The following is a 16,583-nucleotide window of genomic DNA, read 5'->3' on the forward strand; positions in this document are numbered from 1 at the left end:
CGTTTTAATTGCTATTTCAATTGTGCCTTGATCAGCTCCACGGCCTTGTCGATGGCGGCCTGCAGTCCGTCGGGGTTCTTGCCGCCGGCGGTGGCGAAGAAATTCTGGCCGCCGCCCCCGCCCTGCATCAGTTTGGCGGCTTCGCGCACGACAGCTCCCGCATTCACGCCCTGGGTCGTAACCTCGTCACCGAGCATGATCGTCAGCGTCGGCTTGCCCTCCCAGACGGAACCGACGACGAAAACCAACTTCGAAGAACGCTGGCGCAGGTTGTAAGCCAGGTCTTTCACGAAATCAGGACGGCGGTCGGTCTGCGTGGCGAAAATCTGCATGCCGAGACGCTCGGGCGTCGAAGCGATGATCTTATCGGCCCACTGTGCCACCTGCTCGCGGCGCATGGCTTCGACCTCCTTCGACAGCGTTTCGTTGCTTTCGAGCATCTTCTTCACAGCCTGCACGACCTGCGGGTTATTGAGGTATTCGGCGACGTTGCGCATCGTATCCTCGGCGGCATAGATAATCTTCTCGGCCTGCTCGCCCGTGACGGCCTCGATACGGCGCACGCCGGCCGAGATGGCGCTCTCCGAGAGGATTTTGAAGAACCCGATGTTACCCGTGGCGCTGGTGTGCGTACCGCCGCACAACTCGACCGACGATCCGAAGCGCACCATGCGGACCTTGTCGCCGTATTTCTCGCCGAAGAGCATCATCGCACCGCACTTCTCAGCCTCCTCCTTCGTCGCCTCGCGGTTCTCCTCGAGCGGATAGTTGGCGCGCACGGCACGGTTGACGAGCCTTTCGACCTCGCGCAGCTCCTCGGGCGTAACCTTCTGGAAATGCGAGAAGTCGAAGCGCAGGATTTCGGGCGTCACCATCGACCCCTTCTGCTCTACGTGCGATCCCAGCACCTTGCGCAGCGCCTCGTGCATGAGGTGCGTGGCGGTGTGGTTGTTGGCAGCCGCCTGCCGCTTCTCGGGATCGACCTTGGCCGTGAATTCAGCCGCAGGATTTTCCGGAAGCTCCCCGACGATATGGATAATCAATCCGTTCTCCTTCTCGGTGGCCACGACCGGGATACGCTCATTAGCGCTCTCGATAAAGCCGATGTCGCCGATCTGACCGCCCGAATTGCCGTAGAACGGCGTGCGGTCGAAGACCAGCTGGTACGAAGTCTTGCCTTTCGAGGTCACACGGCGGTAACGGGCGATGCGGACTTTTTCAGTCAGCGTGTCGTAACCCGTGAAGACGCTCTCCTTGATGGGAATCAACTCCACCCAGTCGTCGGTGTCGACGGCCGCGGCGTTGCGCGAACGCTCTTTCTGGGCCTGCAGTTCTTTCTCGAACGCCGCGAGGTCCACGCCGACGCCCTGTTCGCGGGCAATCAGCTCCGTGAGGTCGATCGGGAAGCCGAACGTATCGTAAAGCTCAAAGGCGTCCCTGCCCGAAATAAACTCGCGCCCCTCTTTCTTGGTGCGCTCAATGACACCGTCCAGCAGGTTGATACCCGTCGCCAGCGTCCGCAGGAACGACGATTCCTCCTCCTCGATGACTTTTTCAATGAGCCCCTGCTGCGCTTTCAGCTCGGGGAACTGGCCGCCCATCTGCTCAACCAGTCCGGGAACCAGTTTGCAGAGCGTCGGCTCGGTGAAGCCGAGGTACGTGTAACCGTAACGTACGGCGCGGCGCAGAATGCGGCGGATGACGTAACCCGCCTTGACGTTCGACGGCAGCTGGCCGTCCGCAATCGAGAACGCGATGGCGCGCAGGTGGTCGGCGATTACGCGCATGGCCACGTCGGCCTTGGCGTCCTCGCCGTATTTCTTGCCCGACATCGCCGCGATACGGCCGATCGTGGGCTGGAAAACATCGGTGTCGTAATTCGATTTCTTACCCTGCAGGATCATGCACAGGCGCTCGAAGCCCATACCCGTATCGACGTTGCGCGCCGGAAGCTCCTCCAGCGAGCCGTTGGCCTTGCGGTTGAACTGCATGAAGACGAGGTTCCAGATCTCGATCACCTGCGGATGGCTCGCGTTGACCATCTCGCGGCCCGGCTTGAGGGCCACCTCCGCTTCGTCGCGCAGGTCGAAGTGAATCTCCGAACAGGGACCGCAGGGACCCGTCTCGCCCATCTCCCAGAAATTGTCGTGCTTGTTGCCGCGGATAATGTGGTCCTCGGGCAAAAACTGCTTCCAGTAGTCGTAAGCCTCCTGGTCGAACGGCACGCCGTCCTCCTCCGAGCCCTCGAACACCGTGGCGTACATCCGCTCGGCGGGCAGTTTATAAACATCGTGCAGCAACTCCCAGGCCCACTCGATCGCCTCTTTCTTAAAGTAGTCGCCGTAAGACCAGTTGCCCAGCATCTCAAACATCGTATGGTGGTAGGTGTCGTGTCCTACCTCCTCCAGGTCGTTGTGCTTGCCCGAGACGCGCAGACATTTCTGCGTGTCGGCCGCACGCGGATATTTGCGGGGAGCATTGCCCAGGAAGATGTCCTTGAACTGGTTCATGCCCGCGTTGGTGAACATCAGCGTGGGGTCGCCCTTCACCACCATCGGGGCCGAAGGCACGATAACGTGGCCCTTCGACTCGAAGAAGTCGAGAAAAGCCTGACGAATTTTATTTGACTCCATGATATATTGATTTATCCTATTTTTCCGTTATTCAATTCGGGTTGCAAAATTACACATTTTAAACTAAATTTGCACTCTATTAAAGAGTTTTTTCCTCGATGGGGCAAAAAGGACACAGATTCGATACCGGGGCGCTGCGGGCCGGTGCGGAGGAACTGACGCACGAAGCACAGGTCCTCACGCACGACGTGGTGACGGCCCCGTTCCGGCTGCGAACCTACCGCCTGATCCGCAAGATACTGATCGGCTTCATCCTCGTCTCGATCGCCAACGTCGTCTTTTCCTATTTCTTCTACACCCCCAAGATGTACCGCATCCTGCGCGACAACCGCGAGACGGTCATCAAATACCGCATCCTGCAGGACCGCATCCGCACCGCCCAGCGGCGGGTCGACGAAATCCGCCACCGCGACAACTACGTCTACCGGTCGCTTTTCTCGACCGACACGCTCTCGATCCCGGGCGTATGGCAACCCTACCCCGACTCGAAATACGCCGCGATCGCCGAGGACGAATACGCCCCGCTGATGGTCGGGACGTGGCGGCAGCTCGACGCCCTGGCCCGCACGATCTATCTCGAATCGGTGTCGTTCGACGAACTGCAACAATTGTCGAAGAACAAGGAGCAGCTCTCGGCGGCCGTTCCGGCCATCTGGCCCATCGAGCGCAACGCCCTGCACAACAACCATATCGGCGCTTTCAACATGCGGCGCATGCACCCCGTGCTGGGGTATGTCCGCCCCCACAAAGGCATCGACCTGGGATGCGACCGCGGCACGCCGGTCTACGCCACGGGCGACGCCGTGGTGGAGATCGCCTCCGCCGGCGGCAACGGCGGTTACGGACACATGGTTCTGCTGAACCACGAATTCGGCTACAAGACCCGCTATGCGCACCTGAGCAAAGTCCTCGTGCAGCCGGGCGAGCGGGTCGCCCGCGGGCAGATCATCGCCGAAACGGGCAACACGGGCATCTCTTCGGGTCCCCATCTCCACTACGAGGTGATCCACAAGGGCGTGCCCGTCAATCCGGTCAACTACTTCAACCGCAACATGACCTCCGAGGAGTACGAGCAACTCATGGAGAACATGCGCGATACCAATTTCGAAAAGCTGTAAGATGGCAGGGAAAAAGGATCTCGAAAAGCTCCGCCGGCGCAAACGCCGCAAGCAGCGCATTATCCGCGCCACGGTCCACGCTTTCGTGTGGCTGGGCATGGCGGTGCTCTACTACCTGGGATTCTCGGTCTTCTTCGACACGCCGTTCGAGTACCAGCTCAAACACTCGACCGACCGCCTGCGCCGCGAATATACCGAATTGGCACAACGTTACGATTCGCTGCAAATGGTACTCGGCAACCTCACCGACCGCGACCGCAGCGTTTTCCGCACCCTTTTCGAATCCGAGCCTTACGACTTCGACTCGGAGTATGAACAGCACCAGTCGGCAACCTACGAAAAGATCATCGGCCGTTCGACGCGCCAGCTCAAACGCGAACTGCGCGAAGGGGTCGCGGCAATGGAAAAGCAGTTGGACGAGCTCAACGACACCTACCTCGAATTGCAGTGCCTCATCGACTCGGCAGGCCGCGGATGCAACAACATCCCGGCAATCCAGCCGGTCATCAACAAGCAGCTGACACTGCTCACAGCCTCCTACGGCATGCGCATACACCCCTTCTACAAAACCCTGCAGTCGCATCAGGGCGTCGACTACACCATTCCCGAGGGATCGCGCGTCTTCGCCACGGCCGACGGCGTGGTGCGCGACGTGGCGCTGCGCAACTCGACGCAGGGGCAGACCGTGGTGATCGACCACGGCAACGGCTACGAGACCTCGTACGGCCACCTTTCGAAAATCCACGTTCGCAAGGGACAGACCGTGCGGCGCGGCGACATCATCGCCCTTTCGGGCGACACGGGCCTCTCGCTGGCCCCCCACCTCCACTACGAGGTGCGGTTCAACGGCATGCGCGTAGACCCGATTCACTACTTCTTCATGGAGCTCTCGCCCACCGAGTACCAACGCCTGATGCGCATCGCCCAAACGGGCATGCAGTCTTTCGACTGACCCGGCTAAGAGCCGGGATTCAGGCGGCAACGAGCCTTTGGAACAATCATAGCCGGATACACGCCTTCGACCGAATAGTAAACCGAAAAATGGAAAATTCTGAAATACGCCTTATTCTTTTAGACTTCGACGGCACGCTGGCCGACACCCGGCGGGCCAATACGCTGGCCTATGTCGCGGCCCTGGGCGAAGCGGGTTACTCGCTCACCGAAGAGGAGTACGCCGCACACTATTTCGGCATGCGGTGCAACGAGTTCCTGACCCGGCTGGGGATCGCCGACCCCGCCGAACGCGAACGGATACGGTTGCGCAAGATCGCCCTCTACCCCGCGTTTTTCGACTCTGTGCGTCTGAACGTGCCGCTGTGGGAATTCTGCCGGCAGTTCCGCGCCGACGGCGGCCGCGTGTGGGTCGTCTCCACCGGCAGCCGGGACAATATCGACAACGTGATCGCCCACCTGGGCATCGGCGGCGGCCTCGACGGCATCCTCTCGGGCGCCGACGTGGAGCATCCCAAACCCGCCCCGGATTGTTTCCGGGAGGCCATGCGCCGCGAAGGCTGCACACCGCGCGAAACGCTGATCTTCGAAGACTCGCCGATCGGCATCGAGGCGGCACGCCGCAGCGGCGCATCGTATTTCGTGGTGAAGCTATAATTTCCGGAGAATCCGGCAGGGATTGCCCGCGGCGACCACTCCTTCCGGAAGCGACCGGGTGACGACGCTGCCCGCACCGACGGTCGTCCCGTCGCCGATCGTCACCCCGGGCAGGATAACGCTCCGGCCTCCGATCCAGACATTGCGGCCGATCACGACCGGAGCCGTCTGCGAACGCCACAGCGGGCTGTTTTCCGAAAGCCGCTCCGCAGGTTCCGTGGGGTGAAACACGGTGTAGATATGCACTCCGGGACCTATCCCCGAATAATCGCCGATCGTGATCCGGTTGCAGTCGAGAAAGACGCAGTTCATATTGATCTCGACATTCCGCCCCAAATGGATATTCTCCCCGTAGTCGACGAAAAACGGAGCTGCGATCCAGACATTCTCTCCCCGCGAACCGAGCAGAAGATCGAGCAGTTCGGACAGACGGGGTAAATCGGTCGTCGGTGCGGCATTGTAGAGTGATTGCAGACGCTTGGCCTCGTGCCAGCGCGCCAGCAACCCGGAGTCCGTGCAGTCATACGGCTCGCCCGCAAGCATCTTTTCCTTTTCAGACCGTATCATCGTTTGCAAATCAGGTTGAAATCGCAGAACTTGCAGGTGTCGGCATCTTCGCACTGGCGGAACGGCACCGAGGGATCGTACAATTCGGCGAGCGTCTCGCCCACGAGTTCCTCGAAACGTTCGGCATAAAGCGTATAGCCGGCTCCCCGCACTCCCGTCTCCTTGTCGTCGAGCGTCGGCAGGTAATCGGGACGGTTCATCGCCCGCACGTAGTAGAGCGCCGGCACGGCGTCGGCCCCGCGCGTGCGGTAGAGCATCATGGCGTAAAGCAACGTCTGGAGAATGTTCGAAAGCCGCTGCCTGCCCTCGCCGCGGAAAAGGCTCTCCACCCCCGCAAACTCCAGGTGCGGCGCCCCGGTCTTGTAGTCGACCACACGCAGCGTTCCGTCGTCCAGCGCGTCGATACGGTCGGCGATGCCGGCGAATTTCATGCGGAGCGGCCGCCCGACCGACGCGAAGTCGAATCCGTACGCCACTTCCTGTTCCAGGCCCGTGACCGTGAAGGCGTCGTGCGCGGCATCGTAAGGCATCACCCCGCCCCGCAGATAGCGCGTGACGATATCCTTCACCAGCAGGAGATTGCCCGTATAATCCTCGGCCGTGGCCGCTGTGTCTCGGAGGTAATTCTCGTTGATCGCCGCCTCGACCGCCGCAGCCACCTCGCCCGTGCGGAGCATCGTCCGCAGGGTCTCGCCGGGATGCAGCTCCCCCACGATCCGGGCATAGAGTTTCTGCACGGCGGCATGGAGGATGGTTCCGAACATCGGGGCGTCGACCTCCTCGGCGATCTCGTCGTCGGCCTCGAGGCGCGCCACGGAGTGAAAATAGAACCGCAGGGGACACGCCACATAGCGGAAAAATGCCGTCGGCGAAAGCGTGGCCTTCGATTCGGAATCGGTGAAGCGCTCCAGACGCCGCATCACCCCCTCATCCTTCGCCACCTCGATCGGGGCCGTCTCGGCGAGGTTGACATCGACACCCACCTCGACCTTTTTCACCGGGAATCCGCTCTCGTAGTCCAGTTGGTAAATATAGCGGCTGGGCTCGCCCGTCGATTTGTCGTCGGCATGCGAACAGTAAAGCATCCACACCCGCCGGGCGCGCTGCACGAGGCGGTAGAAATAGTAGGCGTAGACGCCTTCGTGATGCTCGGGCGTGGGAAGCCCGTAGGCCGCACGCAGGTTGTAGGGCACGAACGACGCCTGGGCCATGTGGTTGCCCGGGAAGTTGTCGTCGTTCATCGACAGCAGGACGACGTTGTCGAAATCGAGGTTGCGGGTTTCGAGGATACCCATGACCTGCACCCCTTCGAGCGGCTCGCCCTCGTAGGGAATGCGCAGCGTTTGCAGATGGCGGCGCAGGAGCGAGGCATAAACCTCGGAAGTAATCTCGATATCACACTGATCCAGCGAGTTGCGCAACTTGGTGAGCTCTTCGGCAATCACGGCCAGGAACTCCACCCGCTGACGGGCGTCGTCACCCTCGTAGGGCATCCGGGCCACGGCGGCCGTGACCCTCAGCAACCAGTCCGAAAGGTCGCGCCACTCGGCGGCGGGCGAAAAGACCAGTTTCAGCAGTTCGTTGCGCCCCAGCCACCGGGCGTCTATCGAGATACGGCGTTCGCGCACGATCTCATCCTGCATAGCACGGGTCTCGCGGGCATCGCAGTCCGAAATATAGGGATGCGCGAGGATGCCCACGGCGTCGGCATGGTAGAACGTACATCCCGCCCCTTTCGTGCGGCGGTGAGCCTGCAACTCCACGAGACGCTCGATAAACGTATAGGCCAGGCTGGACCGCAGCGGATAACCCATCGTGACGTTGACCCGCCCGATCTCGGGCGGCAGGGCGTACAACAGCGGCAGGAGCAGATTCTCGTCGGTCAGCACCACGGCGGTACGCTTGTCCAGCGGCCCCGCGGCGGCCAGGCGGCGCAGGATCGCGGCGGCATGCTTGCACTGCACGGCGTTCGACACCGCGGCCACGGCGGTCAGCTCCTTGGGCCGCTCCATGTTGTCGTGCGACACGCCTCCGCGCGGCGGGAACTGCACGACGTTCTCGCGCACGAACATTCCGGCCTCCTGCTCGGGGCGGTCCTTATAGTAGGAGTCGTAATCCCAGTAGAAATCGGTCTCGGCGGCGGTCGAAAGGAACCGGAAAAGCACCTTTTCGCACTCCGACAAGGCGTTGAAACCCGCCACGACATACTGCCTCGGCTCCGGAAACGCATACCCGCCCTCGCGGATGCGGTCGGCGGCGGCGCGCTGGACCATGCCGTTGTAGGCGATGCCCAGCCCGGCAAGGCGTTCGCGGAAACGGCGGTAGATGGGCCCCAGCGTCTTCCAGATGGCCAAAAACTTGCGTTTCTCGGCCGAAAGATCGGCCTCGTCGCCCAACGACGACCAGAAGCGCAGGATTTGCAGCTGCGCGGGGGTGAGGTACGAAATATCGGCTTCGATCTCTTTGATATCCGAGATATTGCGGAACAACATCGCGGCGTCGATCCGGTATTTGTCGATGGTGTCGAAATCCGTGAGGAGCATGTCGCCCCAGAAATAGAACTTGTCGAACGGCTCGGTATGATACTCCGAGTAAATTTTATAGAGCTCTGCGATGAGCCGGATACGGTCGCCCGGCACGAGGCCCGAAATCTCGCCCATCAGGTCGTCGACCGTCACCCATTCGGGCTGCCACATGGGCCGCCCGGCGATGCCCGTCAGGGCGTCGACGAAGAACAGCCGTGCACGCCGCGACGGAAAGAGCATCGCCCGCCCGGACAGCCCCTCCCCGTAACGGGCATAGAGGTCCTCGGCGACTTCATAAAGAAAGGTTTTCACTCCACCCGCGTTATGTCGCCGCCCATGAACTTCGAGCCGCCGCGGACGATGGGCGGCACCCCTTTGTAGGTGATCTTGCCCCCGGTCGAGGTCTTGCCCTGAAAACGGTCGGTCACCCACAGCGAGGCGGTACCCGAACTGGTGACGTTGACCTCGGCGGCCATCGTCTCCAATCCCGCGGCTTCGACCTTTCCGGTCGAGACGAACAACGAGAGGTAGCGCACGGCGCCTGTCAGCGTCGCCGAACTCTTTCCCGAAAGCTCCATCTTAAGATCCTTGACATCCATCCGGGCCGTCACCTGCGCCAGTCCGCCGACCGTCAGGTCGAGCACCGTGGCCACCAGCGTGCTGTCGAACGTCGCCACAGCGTCGGCGATGGCGATACGCTCCAGCGAGTTGTAATAGACCGTCACGGAGGTGCGGTCGGGACGGCGCGCGTCGGCGCGCTCCGAGATGCGCAGCACCTTATCTTTCACCTCGGCGCGGAACTTGGTCGTATAGGAACCTTTGGTGTCGTAGACGATCTTGGGGGCCTCGGTGTCGGGCACCGGGACGAATTTGATGTCGAGCGGAGCCGACACCTCGACGGCGGTAAACGAAGTGAGCCATTCGCGGCGTTCCCCGGCTTCGGCCGGCTGCTGTGCGCGGCAGAGCGCGGCGGCGGCCAGCATCACGGCCGTCAGAATCATTTTCTTCATAACAAGGTCTTGTTTTACCTCCGCTAAATTACAAAATTATTGCGAAGTTCGGGATTTGTTTTGTATTTTTACCCATTAAAACGAAATTTCGGACAGTGAGAGCGAAGATTCTGAATGCAAGCGCCGGATCGGGAAAGACCTACCAGCTGGCCTACAAATACGTCCGCGACGTGATCGGCCAACCCGGTCTCTACCGGCACATCCTCGCCGTGACCTTTACCAACAAGGCCACCGAGGAGATGAAATCGCGCATCCTGAAAGAGATTCACGCACTGGCTTCCGGCGCCGCCAGCCCCTACCTGGAAAACCTGTGCCGCGAGCTGTCGCTCGACGAACGTTCGGTACGCAAACGCGCCGCCGAGGTACGCTCAAAAATCCTGCACGACTATTCGCGCTTCACGGTGCTCACGATCGACACCTTTTTCCAGCGCATCCTGCGGGCCTTCATCAAAGAGCTGGGCATCGACCTCAATTACAACGTCGAAATCGAGACGGCGTCGGTGCTGTCCAAAAGCGCCGACACGCTGATCGAGCAGATCACCGTCGACCGCGACCTGCAACGGTGGCTCACGGAGTTCGTGCAGGAGCGCATCGACGAGGGCCGCAAGTGGGACATCCGCGACGGCATCCTCTCGCTGGGCGGCGAACTGTTCAAAGAGAAGAACAAAGCCGCGCTGGGCCGGGCCCGTTCGCGCGAGGAGCTGGGGCAGATCGTCTCGCGCGCCACGGCGCATGCCGAGGCGACCAAGAAACGGATGCAGGAGGCGGCCGCGCAGGCCGTCGGGATCATCTCCCGGGCAGGTCTCACGGCAGCCGACTTCTCGGGCAAAAGCCGCAGCTTCGCCAATTATTTCTTCACCATCGCCGCAGGCGAACTGAAACCCTACGGCGCCACGGTGGCCAAGATGGCCGCCGCGACCGACGGCTGGGCCGCCAAGGGATCGCCCGCACAGGCGCTCGCCCCCGAACTGCAACCCCTGCTTCGGGAGATATGCGATTTGTACGACGCCAACGTGCGGAGCTGGAACACCTGCGACCTGCTGCGCGAGAACTACCGCAGTTTCGCCCTGCTGTCGGACCTCTACGAACGGGTGCAACAGTTGTGCGACGAACAGAATACGATGCTCCTCTCGGAGACCAAATACGTCCTCTCGGAGTTCATCGGCCACAACGACGCGCCGTTCATCTACGAAAAAGTCGGCAACCGCTTCGAACGCTTCATGATCGACGAGTTTCAGGACACCTCGGTCAAAGAGTGGGAGAATTTCCTGCCCCTGCTGCAAAACGCCATGGCGCAGAGCGAGGAGACCTCGGTGCTGATCGTGGGCGACATCAAACAGTCGATCTACCGTTGGCGCGGCGGCGACTGGCGCATCCTCCACGAGAACGCCCAAAAGGCCCTGGGACCCGGCGACACCGTGGTCGAAAACCTCCAGGAGAACTGGCGAAGCCTGCCCGCAGTGGTCGATTTCAACAACCGCATCATCCGGCAAATTGTCGCCGCAGACAACCTCCTGCTCAACGAGACCCTCTCGAAAGCCGCCGACGACGGGGCCATCGACCCCGCAGAGGCCGCCGCACTGCACGACACGCTTGCCGACGCCTACCGCGAACACGCCCAGACGCCCCGCCGCAAGGCCGAACATCCGGGCTATATCTCGGTCGAGACCTTCGCCGAACGGCCTCCCGTCGTCGAGCGCATCTGCACGCTGATCGACAAGGGGTTCCGGCCGTGCGACATCATGATCCTCGTGCGCGGGGCCACCGACGGCGCGAAGGTCGCCGCCGAACTGCTCGATTTCAAACGCCGCAACGAGGAGCCCCGCTACCGTTTCGACGTGATGACGCAGGAGGCCCTGATCGTCGGCAACGCCCCTGTCAGTTCGTTCATCGCCGCCGCCCTGCGGCTGGCGCTCAACCCCGACGACTCGCTTTCGCGGGCCGTTTACAACCACTACCTCGGCCACGCATTCGACCGCGCGCTGACCGACGGCGAACGCGATTTTTTCCGGTCGATCCGCCTGCTGTCCCCCGAGGAGGCGTTCGAGCGGATCGTCATGGAGCACGCCCTCGAGGTCGACCGCCGGCAGACGGCCTACCTGCAAGCCATCCACGAACAGATCATCGCCTTCTGCGCAACGAAGATCGCCGACATCGCGCTGTTCCTGCGCTGGTGGGACGAGACGGGCAAAAACCGCTCGCTGTCGGTCGACGAGAGTGCCACGACGGTCGAAATCACCACCATTCACAAGGCCAAGGGGCTCGAAAAACGGGCCGTAGTGATCCCCTACTGCTCGTGGGCGTTGGACCCCAAGTCGAGCGGCATGGTGCAGAACATCGTCTGGGCCGAGGCACGCGGCGAAGCGACCGGCGGGATCGGCCGCTTCCCGGTACGCTACAAGCGGGCGATGGCCGAGTCGGATTTCTCGGCGGAGTACTACCGCGAACTGGTCTACGCCCACGTCGACAACGTGAACCTGCTGTACGTGGCCCTCACGCGCGCCGCCGAGTCGTTGCACGTCTTCATCCCGCAGAAAGGCGGCCGCACGGTCGGGGGGCTGCTGCTGCAAAGCATCCGCATCGACGGCGACAAGGCCCTGCTGGGCGACACCGAGGGACGCTATACGGCCGACGAGACGGGCGAACACTTCGCTTTCGGAGAGTTCGCGGGACCCGTCGCGGGCGGCGCGAAACGCTCCGAGACGGAACATGTCATCCTCGAAGACTACCCCACGGCGCGCGCCGACCTGCGGCTGAGACTCCCCTCGCAGCGTTATTTCGAGGACGGGGCCGACGTCGAGCTTTCACCCCGCAACTTCGGCATCCTGATGCACAAGGCTTTCGAACAGGCCGGCGACGAAGCGCAGATTTACGACGCCGTGCGGCGCATGGAGGCCGGAGGCACGCTTTCGGCCGACGACGCCGCGACCCTGCGGCAGATGATCGCCCGGGCGCTGGAACATCCCGAGGTGCGCGAATGGTTCGGCGGCGGCTGGCGGCAGGTCCGCAACGAAAGCGAGATCATCCTGCCCGGAAGCTCGTCGACGCGGCGTCCCGACCGCGTGATGATCGGCCAGGGGCGGGTCGTGGCCGTCGACTACAAATTCGGCGAACGCGATGCCGAACGCTACCGCCGTCAAATGCGCGAATACCTCCGTCTGCTCGGTGAAATGGGCTATGAAGGGGTCGAGGGTTACCTCTGGTACGTGAAACTGGGGACCATCGAAAAAGTGGAACCATGAGAAGCATCCTTCAAATACTTCCCGCGGCATTCCGCCGCCGGGGCATCCGGATCGCCGGGACATTGTTGCTGCGCGCCGTGCTGAACCTCGCGGGGCTGGCGGCCCTGCTGCCCGCGCTGACACTGGTCCTCGACCCCGCGGGATTCGAGGGCGACGGTCCGCTGGCGCACATCTACGCCTGGTCGGGACTGGAGTCACCGCGCACCTTTGCGTTGGTCCTCTGTGCGGGGGTCGTGGCATTTATGGTCGTCAAATGCGGCGTCAATTTCCTGCTCGCACGCGCCGAACGCCGCTACATCTACGACCTCTACCGCACCCTCTCGCGGCGCCTTTACGTCGCCTACCACGACCGGGGACTGGCCTTCATCAACGGCTCCAACTCCTCGGTGCTGGCCCGCAACGTCAATGTCGTCTGCCTGGCCTTCGCAGCCGGGGTCCTGCGCCCCGCAGCCGGAGTCATCGCCGAAGCGATGCTTCTCGCACTGCTGTTCGTCGCGCTGGCCCTTTACACGCCCCTCGCAGCCCTGCTCGCCGCCGTGATCTTCCTGCCCTCGGTGTGGCTCTACTATGCGCTGGTCCGCAACCGCATCAATCGCATCGGTGAGTCCGAAAACCGCGCCCAACGCGAAAAGGCGCGGCTCGTGGCCGAAACCTTCCGCGGCTATGCCGACATCGAGCTCAGCAACGCCTTTCCGGGGATGCTCCGGGCTTTCGACCGCACGATGGACGAGGTCGTGCGCACCCGTTCCCGCGAAGCCGACATCGGCCAGCTGCCCCAGATGTTCACCGAGGTAGGGCTGGCCGTGGGCATGGCCCTGTTCGCGGCCCTCAGTTTCGGCCACGGACAGGCCCAGCTGCTCTTCGGCATCTTCGCCGTGGCGGCCCTGCGGCTGATGCCGTCGGTCCGCAGCATCATGTCGGGATGGGCCACGATCCGTTACAACCGCTACACCATCCCGATCCTGCGCGATGCAGCCGCCCTGGAAGCCGTGCCCTGCGAACCGTCGTCGCCCAGCACCGAAATACTGCCTTTCGAACACGAAATCGCCGTCCGCAACCTCACGTTCCGCTTCACGGACAAGGGCCGGGAGCTCTTCGGAGGGCTCTCGCTCACGATCCGCAAGGGCGAACGCATCGGTTTCCGCGGCGCCTCCGGAGCCGGAAAAACGACCCTCTTCAACCTCCTGCTGGGGCTTTACGAACCCACGTCGGGCGAGATCGCCGTCGACGGCGCCGCACTCACCGCGGCCAACCGCCGGGCTTGGCAGAACCGTATCGGTTACGTTTCGCAGCACTTGTTCCTCAGCGACGGGAGTTTCGCCTCGAACGTCGCACCGGGCATCCCGTCCGACGAGATCGACCGCCGGCGGGTCGCCGAAGCGCTCGATGCGGCCCAACTGGGTGATTTCGTCGCCTCCCTGCCCCGGGGTATCGACACCCCCGTCGGCGAATGCGGCTGCCGGCTCTCGGGCGGACAGCGTCAGCGCATCGGCATAGCCCGGGCTCTCTATCGCCGGGCCGACGTGCTCTTTTTCGACGAGGCCACCTCGGCGCTGGACAGCCGCACCGAGGGAGAGATCAACCGCTCGATCGCCTCGATCGCGGCGCAAAACCCGGGACTGACCCTGCTGGTGATCGCCCACCGCGAAACCTCGCTCGAATACTGCGACCGAATCATAACACTCGGAGAATAGATGAATTACACCATTGCCAATATCCGCGTCTCCCTGCCCGACGCCTGCACGGGAGCGCATTTCACCCGGGCTCTGCAACCGTTCCGGACGGCGGAGCCCGGCCCCGCAGACCTCACGCTGGAAATCGTTTCCCGCCTCCCGGACATGCCCGGCTACCGCGAACTCTACCGCTTCGACTTCACCGATGCCGACGCCGACTGCCGCTTCGGACGCGACGAGGCGGGCTACCTGCTCGAAATAGCGCCCCGCGACGGCTCCGCCCCGGCCCGTTTCCGCACGGCCTACGGCTCGGCTGAGACCGCGAGCGATTTCACCGCGCAACACAATCCCGCGCTGCTGCGCTTCGGACTGTGGACGCTCTACAACATCGCCGCCGTCGGTCGCGGAGCCGTGGCTTTCCACTCCTCGGTGATCCGCTTCCGTGACCGGGGTGTGCTGTTCCTCGGGGAGTCGGGAACCGGAAAAAGCACCCACACGCGGCTGTGGCGGGAACATATCCCCGGCGCCGAATTGCTCAACGATGACAGCCCGATCATCAGCGCCGGCGACGGCATCCCGCAGGTCTGGGGATCGCCGTGGAGCGGAAAAACTCCCTGTTACCGCAACGAACACCTGCCCATAGCGGCCATCGTGCGGCTGTCGCAGGCTCCGCACAACCGCATCCGCCGCCTGCGTCCTATCGAAGCCATCGGAGCCCTGCTGCCCTCGGCACCTCCGGCGTTCTGCCGCGACGAACAGTTGCAGGACAATGTCTGCACCCTGCTCTCGCAGGTGATCGAAAGCGTCCCGGTCTACCACCTCGAATGCCTGCCCGACGCCGACGCGGCCCGTCTCTCCTGCCAAACCGTCTTCGGAGAATGAGCATCTCGGACAATACCACCGTCTTCGGGTTCGTCCGCGACCTGCTGTCAGAAGGACAGGCCGTCGACGTGCGCGTGATGGGCCAGAGCATGCTCCCCTTCTTCCGAAGCGGCAGCCGCATCCGCCTGCGCCCGGTGCGGCCCGGCGACCTCGTCCGCGGACACGTCGTACTGGGCGAAACCGAGGCCGGGAATTTCGTCGTGCACCGCATCGTCCGCGTCGGAGCGTCGCACATCGTCCTGCTGGGCGACGGCAACGTCGCCGGCACGGAAACGATTCCCCGGGAGCGTATCTACGGGATCGTGGACTGCGGCCGCCTCCACCTGCTGCTGGCGCGCATCTGGCTGTGGATGCGCCCTGTGCGGAGATATCCGCTGTGGTTTCTGCGGAGAATCTGCCGCAAATAGCAACAAAAAAACAGACCGGATCGCTCCGGTCTGTTTTCGTATAAATCGGCTTGGACTATTCGCCCAGGGCGAAACGTTTGTAAGCAACAACCGTAGCGTCCTTGTCGGCCTTGTGGATGAACTCGGCGATCGTCTCCTTCTCGCCTACCACCGGCTGAGCCAGCAGCGTGTTCTCCTCGAAGAACTTGCGCATCTTGCCTTCGGCGATCTTTTCCAGAATGGCCTCGGGTTTGTTGGCGTTCTTGGGATCCTGCTTCATGGACTCCAGGGCGATCTTACGCTCGTGCTCCACAACCTCTGCGGGGCAGTCTGCCTCGGAGATCGAAACGGGAGCCATGGCCGTAGCCTGCATGGTCACGGTGTGAGCCACCTCGGCGGGAATCTCCTTGCTGAAGCCCAGGATCGTACCCAGCTTCTTGTTGAAGTGCACGTATGCAGCGCAGTAGGGAGCCTCGATGCGGGCATAGTATGCCAACTCGATCTTCTCACCCGTCTGGCCCGACTTTTCGGTCACCATCTCCTCGACGGTATGGCCTTCGCCGTTCTTCGTAGCCAGCAGAGCGTCGCGGTCGGCAGCATCGTTCTTCACGGCAACCTCCAGCATGGCCTCTGCCGAAGCACTGTACTCGGCATTCTGGGCCACAAAGTCGGTCTCGCACGCCAGGCAGAGGATGTAAGCCTTCTGGCCTACGACCTTCGTCACGACGACACCCTCGGTAGCGGTGCGGTCGGCGCGCTTGGCAACGACGAGCTTACCCTTCTCGCGGATAATGTCCTGAGCACGCGCAAAATCGCCTTCAGCCTCGATGAGTGCTTTTTTGCAATCCATCATACCGGCACCGGTCATTTTGCGGAGCTTCATTACATCTGCAGCTTTGATTTCCATAATCTTTTCCTTTCTCTTACGGTTCGTAATAC

12 protein-coding genes are annotated in these 16,583 nt (G+C 62.4%); 7 read left to right on the forward strand and 5 right to left on the reverse strand.

All coding sequences use genetic code 11. The features are described 5' to 3' along the window. Positions 1-11: 11 nt before the first annotated feature. A complete protein-coding gene (gene alaS / locus BLU78_RS07735; protein ID WP_010260136.1) occupies positions 12-2,633 on the reverse strand; it encodes an alanine--tRNA ligase in 2,622 nt (873 codons plus the stop codon). Between the two features lie 98 nt (positions 2,634-2,731). Between alaS and BLU78_RS07740 the strand changes: the two genes are divergently transcribed. From BLU78_RS07740 to BLU78_RS07750, 3 genes are all read left to right on the forward strand, one after another. Then, positions 2,732-3,751 (forward strand): M23 family metallopeptidase, encoded by a 1,020-nt coding sequence (locus BLU78_RS07740; RefSeq protein WP_010260138.1) that lies wholly within the window; start codon positions 2,732-2,734, stop codon positions 3,749-3,751. Between the two features lies 1 nt (position 3,752). After that, on the forward strand, positions 3,753-4,703 hold the full coding sequence (locus BLU78_RS07745) for a M23 family metallopeptidase (RefSeq protein WP_010260141.1): 951 nt from the start codon (positions 3,753-3,755) through the stop codon (positions 4,701-4,703). Between the two features lie 89 nt (positions 4,704-4,792). Beyond that, entirely contained in the window at positions 4,793-5,359 is a 567-nt protein-coding gene (locus BLU78_RS07750; protein WP_010260143.1) for an HAD family hydrolase, read from the forward strand. Here the strand turns inward: BLU78_RS07750 and BLU78_RS07755 are convergent. Genes BLU78_RS07755 through BLU78_RS07765 form a run of 3 tightly spaced genes read right to left on the reverse strand, consistent with a single transcriptional unit; the run spans position 5,354 to position 9,461 of the window. After that, positions 5,354-5,923, reverse strand: coding sequence for a sugar O-acetyltransferase (locus BLU78_RS07755; protein ID WP_026020621.1), 570 nt, complete (start codon positions 5,921-5,923; stop codon positions 5,354-5,356). The two genes, BLU78_RS07750 and BLU78_RS07755, sit on opposite strands and share 6 nt — an antisense overlap. Next, positions 5,923-8,763: a PD-(D/E)XK nuclease family protein gene (locus BLU78_RS07760; protein ID WP_010260148.1), complete on the reverse strand. Its 2,841-nt coding sequence runs from the start codon at positions 8,761-8,763 to the stop codon at positions 5,923-5,925. Before BLU78_RS07760 ends, BLU78_RS07755 begins: the two co-directional genes overlap by 1 nt. Then, positions 8,760-9,461, reverse strand: coding sequence for a GIN domain-containing protein (locus BLU78_RS07765; protein ID WP_010260152.1), 702 nt, complete (start codon positions 9,459-9,461; stop codon positions 8,760-8,762). Before BLU78_RS07765 ends, BLU78_RS07760 begins: the two co-directional genes overlap by 4 nt. A gap of 95 nt (positions 9,462-9,556) precedes the next feature. Between BLU78_RS07765 and BLU78_RS07770 the strand changes: the two genes are divergently transcribed. From BLU78_RS07770 to BLU78_RS07785, 4 genes are read left to right on the forward strand one after another with little or no spacing between them, the layout of a single operon-like run. Beyond that, complete coding sequence (locus BLU78_RS07770; RefSeq protein WP_010260154.1) at positions 9,557-12,703, forward strand: UvrD-helicase domain-containing protein; 3,147 nt, start codon at positions 9,557-9,559, stop codon at positions 12,701-12,703. Then, entirely contained in the window at positions 12,700-14,397 is a 1,698-nt protein-coding gene (locus BLU78_RS07775) for an ABC transporter ATP-binding protein (protein ID WP_010260159.1), read from the forward strand. Before BLU78_RS07770 ends, BLU78_RS07775 begins: the two co-directional genes overlap by 4 nt. Then, entirely contained in the window at positions 14,398-15,258 is an 861-nt protein-coding gene (locus tag BLU78_RS07780; RefSeq protein ID WP_010260161.1) for a hypothetical protein, read from the forward strand. Next, positions 15,255-15,665, forward strand: coding sequence for a S24/S26 family peptidase (locus BLU78_RS07785; protein WP_010260163.1), 411 nt, complete (start codon positions 15,255-15,257; stop codon positions 15,663-15,665). Before BLU78_RS07780 ends, BLU78_RS07785 begins: the two co-directional genes overlap by 4 nt. Positions 15,666-15,720: 55 nt before the next feature. Here BLU78_RS07785 and tsf read toward each other — a convergent pair whose 3' ends face one another. Next, positions 15,721-16,551 carry a translation elongation factor Ts gene (gene tsf / locus BLU78_RS07790; protein ID WP_010260165.1) on the reverse strand — a complete coding sequence of 277 codons (831 nt, stop codon included), beginning with the start codon at positions 16,549-16,551 and terminating at the stop codon, positions 15,721-15,723. Positions 16,552-16,583 lie beyond the last annotated feature (32 nt).

The organism is Alistipes timonensis JC136, from assembly GCF_900107675.1.
Taxonomy (GTDB): Bacteria; Bacteroidota; Bacteroidia; order Bacteroidales; family Rikenellaceae; genus Alistipes; species Alistipes timonensis.